The sequence below is a fragment of the bacterium genome, assembly GCA_037131655.1.
Taxonomy (GTDB): domain Bacteria; phylum Armatimonadota; class Fimbriimonadia; order Fimbriimonadales; family JBAXQP01; genus JBAXQP01.
The window spans coordinates 1-2,803 of the sequence record JBAXQP010000326.1 but is presented as its reverse complement, the minus strand read 5'-3'; the positions used below and the strand labels follow the sequence as shown (position 1 = coordinate 2,803).

The 2,803-nt window shown below is 45.3% G+C and carries 1 protein-coding gene and 1 pseudogene; one reads left to right on the top strand and one right to left on the bottom strand.

Annotated features, from left to right (window positions below; all coding sequences use genetic code 11):
* Window positions 1–539 (top strand): annotated as a pseudogene (locus tag WCO51_11910) (DEAD/DEAH box helicase family protein).
* A 6-nt stretch (window positions 540–545) separates the two neighbouring features.
* Here WCO51_11910 and WCO51_11905 read toward each other — a convergent pair.
* Window positions 546–2,803: AAA domain-containing protein (locus WCO51_11905; GenBank protein MEI6513958.1), on the bottom strand; the 2,258-nt coding region annotated here is incomplete at its 5' end.

Sequence of the window (2,803 nt, the reverse complement as noted above, 5' to 3'; positions counted from 1 at the left end):
TCATGGATTTCACCCCGAACACCTCGAAATATGTGTTCAAGGGGATTGCCGAATTCGCCACCGATGCCCCGGAGATCATTACGGGCGATAACTATGAGGCCAAGGCGGGGACGCTTTTTGATCAGTTACTTCGCTGTAAGGTGAATATCTTCAATATCTCGAAGATCAACTCGGAAGTCCGGGGCGGCAAATCGCCGCGCATTAAACGGCTTTCGGAATACATTGGCGAAAGTTACTTTGAATATCTGGCCAGCCTTCCCGATCTTGTGCTCATTATGGACGAATCGCACCGCTACCGCGCCAGTGCCGGCGTGCGGGCAATTAATGATTTGAAACCGGTCATTGGTTTGGAACTTACGGCGACCCCGTTCGTGGAAACCCCTAAGGGGGCCTTGCCATTCAAGAACGTTATTCTCGACTACCCACTCGGCAAAGCCATGGCGGATGGCTTCGTCAAAGAGCCGGCGGTTGTCACACGCAAGAATTTCAATCCTGCCGGCATGACGCCGGAGGCCATTGAATTGATGAAACTCCAGGATGACGGATCATGGGATTATAAGCCCTATTTGAACTGCTATCTGTGCTTCAAGGTCATTTGCCATCTTGCAGAACTCTGCATCGTTATCATCGCAGAGCCACCCCCTCTTATACCACCAATAGTAAGGCACATTAACAATTGACCAACCCGCCCTCTTAAGCATGTCAATACGTTCAAGATGTTCGTCGGAATATCGAATGCCATCGTCGCAGTAATGAAGTCTTCCATCTACTTCTATCGCACATCCCTCTTTGTTGCTCTGATTAACAACGACAAAATCAAGACGATGATTACCGCAGGTTAAAACTTGGTTATGTATAGTTATTGGAGCCACAGCCTTGTATTTGTCCGCAAACGCAAATAAATTCGAAAGAACTCGCCGTTCAAACTCTGATTCACATCGTGATTCATCGGCTGTTACCCAAGAATTACTTCCGCCTGCAAATTTGTTCCCCTCGTCAGAATATTCGTTTCCGGTCTCAAAACCGAACCATCGAAGATATCGCTTCAGGAGGTTAGCATTTGCTGGCAAAGCACCGAATATGACATAGGTAAAATCTGTAGCACGACTAGTGGCAACATTAAAACGATTCGGATTCTCATAGTGTCCTTTTCCCCACCGTGATGTCCCGTCTAGCCCCAAAGTAATGATCATAATATTACGCTCATTCCCTTGGAATTCCTCTGGGGTTCCAACCAGAACAGCGTGGGTACGAAGTTGCTCCTCAGTGAATTTGCTTTCAATTTTCGGAGCCAAGGCGTTGCGTTGATCGGTAAGGAAAGACAAAACCCCGATAGTTGGAGGGCGCTCTTCTGTATACCCCAGTCTAACAAGATCATCGCCAACCAAATAACTCTTGTTCTTAATAATATCGGTAAGAAGTGTGATAGTCGCATCCACTTCCTCCTCAACTAGTTTTGTGTACGAGGATCGTGTACCGCCAGTCTGAATTACATGAAAACACTCTTTATGGTTATTGGCACTTCCTTGCCGCATTAATACAAGACCGCCATCATCTTCATAGAATAGCTTGGATGTGAAGCCTGCTAGTCGAGGCAAGCTGCGATAGTGTTCATCAAGTACTGTTCTTTCAACGGGAATAGCATTATTTCGTGCTGTTACAAAATCGAGGATAGAACACTTACTGACAAGGAGATGATATTCTTCGGCATGTCGGTACGAAACGTTATTAGCTCCTACATGTTGGTTCCAAAGAATTTCCTCGTAGCACTTATTTAGCGAAAATAATCCGGCAGAAGATAACCCAAGTTGTTTTTGATCACCCACAATACAAAGTTGTTTGCCTCTATAGAGTGCTGGCAACACTTCTGCGATGTTGACTTGGGAGGCTTCGTCTACGATTACATAATCAAACATTTCTGCCGCCATTGGGAGATATTGGCTAAGCCAACGCATTTCGCCAACCCACAACGGAAATACGTCTAAAAGATTGGTGTAATCGACATTTTCCATCGCTTTTGCCACACGTGATGGTCGTTTCCACCTTAACATGCTACTGAAACCATTCACAGCCTCAGAATAAAGGCTGATTTGTTGTAATCTTCGGTAGGCAAATTGATTAGCTAACAAGTTGCGTTTCGCTTCAGAATGTTTGCTTTTTGCCAGTTCCAGACTGCGACGGACTGATTTTGCCGCATCCTCAGCGATAGACTTTCGTTTTGACCTCTCCTTTTGCCATGCTTCCAGCAATTCCACAACCTTCTCAATATAGTGTCCTGCTGCCGCTGAAATGTCTAAGCGCTGTTTATCAAGATCAACACGGCAACAAGCGGCTGCGTAAATTCTTTTAATCTGAATACATTCTTTTCGTTTCAATGTGCCATCAGGGGAGCACAAAAGACTTCTTGCCTGCAAAAGCGACTTCATCAATCGTTTCGTAATACGTGCTGTGGTAAGCAAGTTCGTGATTTCTTCTTCTGCAAGGTCAAAAGCATTTTGAAAAGCATCTCTTAGCTGCACAAACTTTTGGTTGGTCTGAAAATACTCTCCCTCACATGTCAGTGTTCGCTTCAGGTCTAGTTCATGCTGGGTAGTAGATTCAGCCAGTCGTTTGAAGCTGGAATCGAGAAACATACAGTGTTCCTTGTGCTCCCGTAGTGTTTTCTCAATGTTGTAAGCTCCGAGAATATTTTGCCAATGAGCAAGAGTTGATTGGATAGTCTTTCTGTCATCCGGCTTGCCTCCCAAAGGGCGCTTCCGGCTTTGTGGGGGGATTATTTTCAATTCAAAGCTGAATTTAGCAG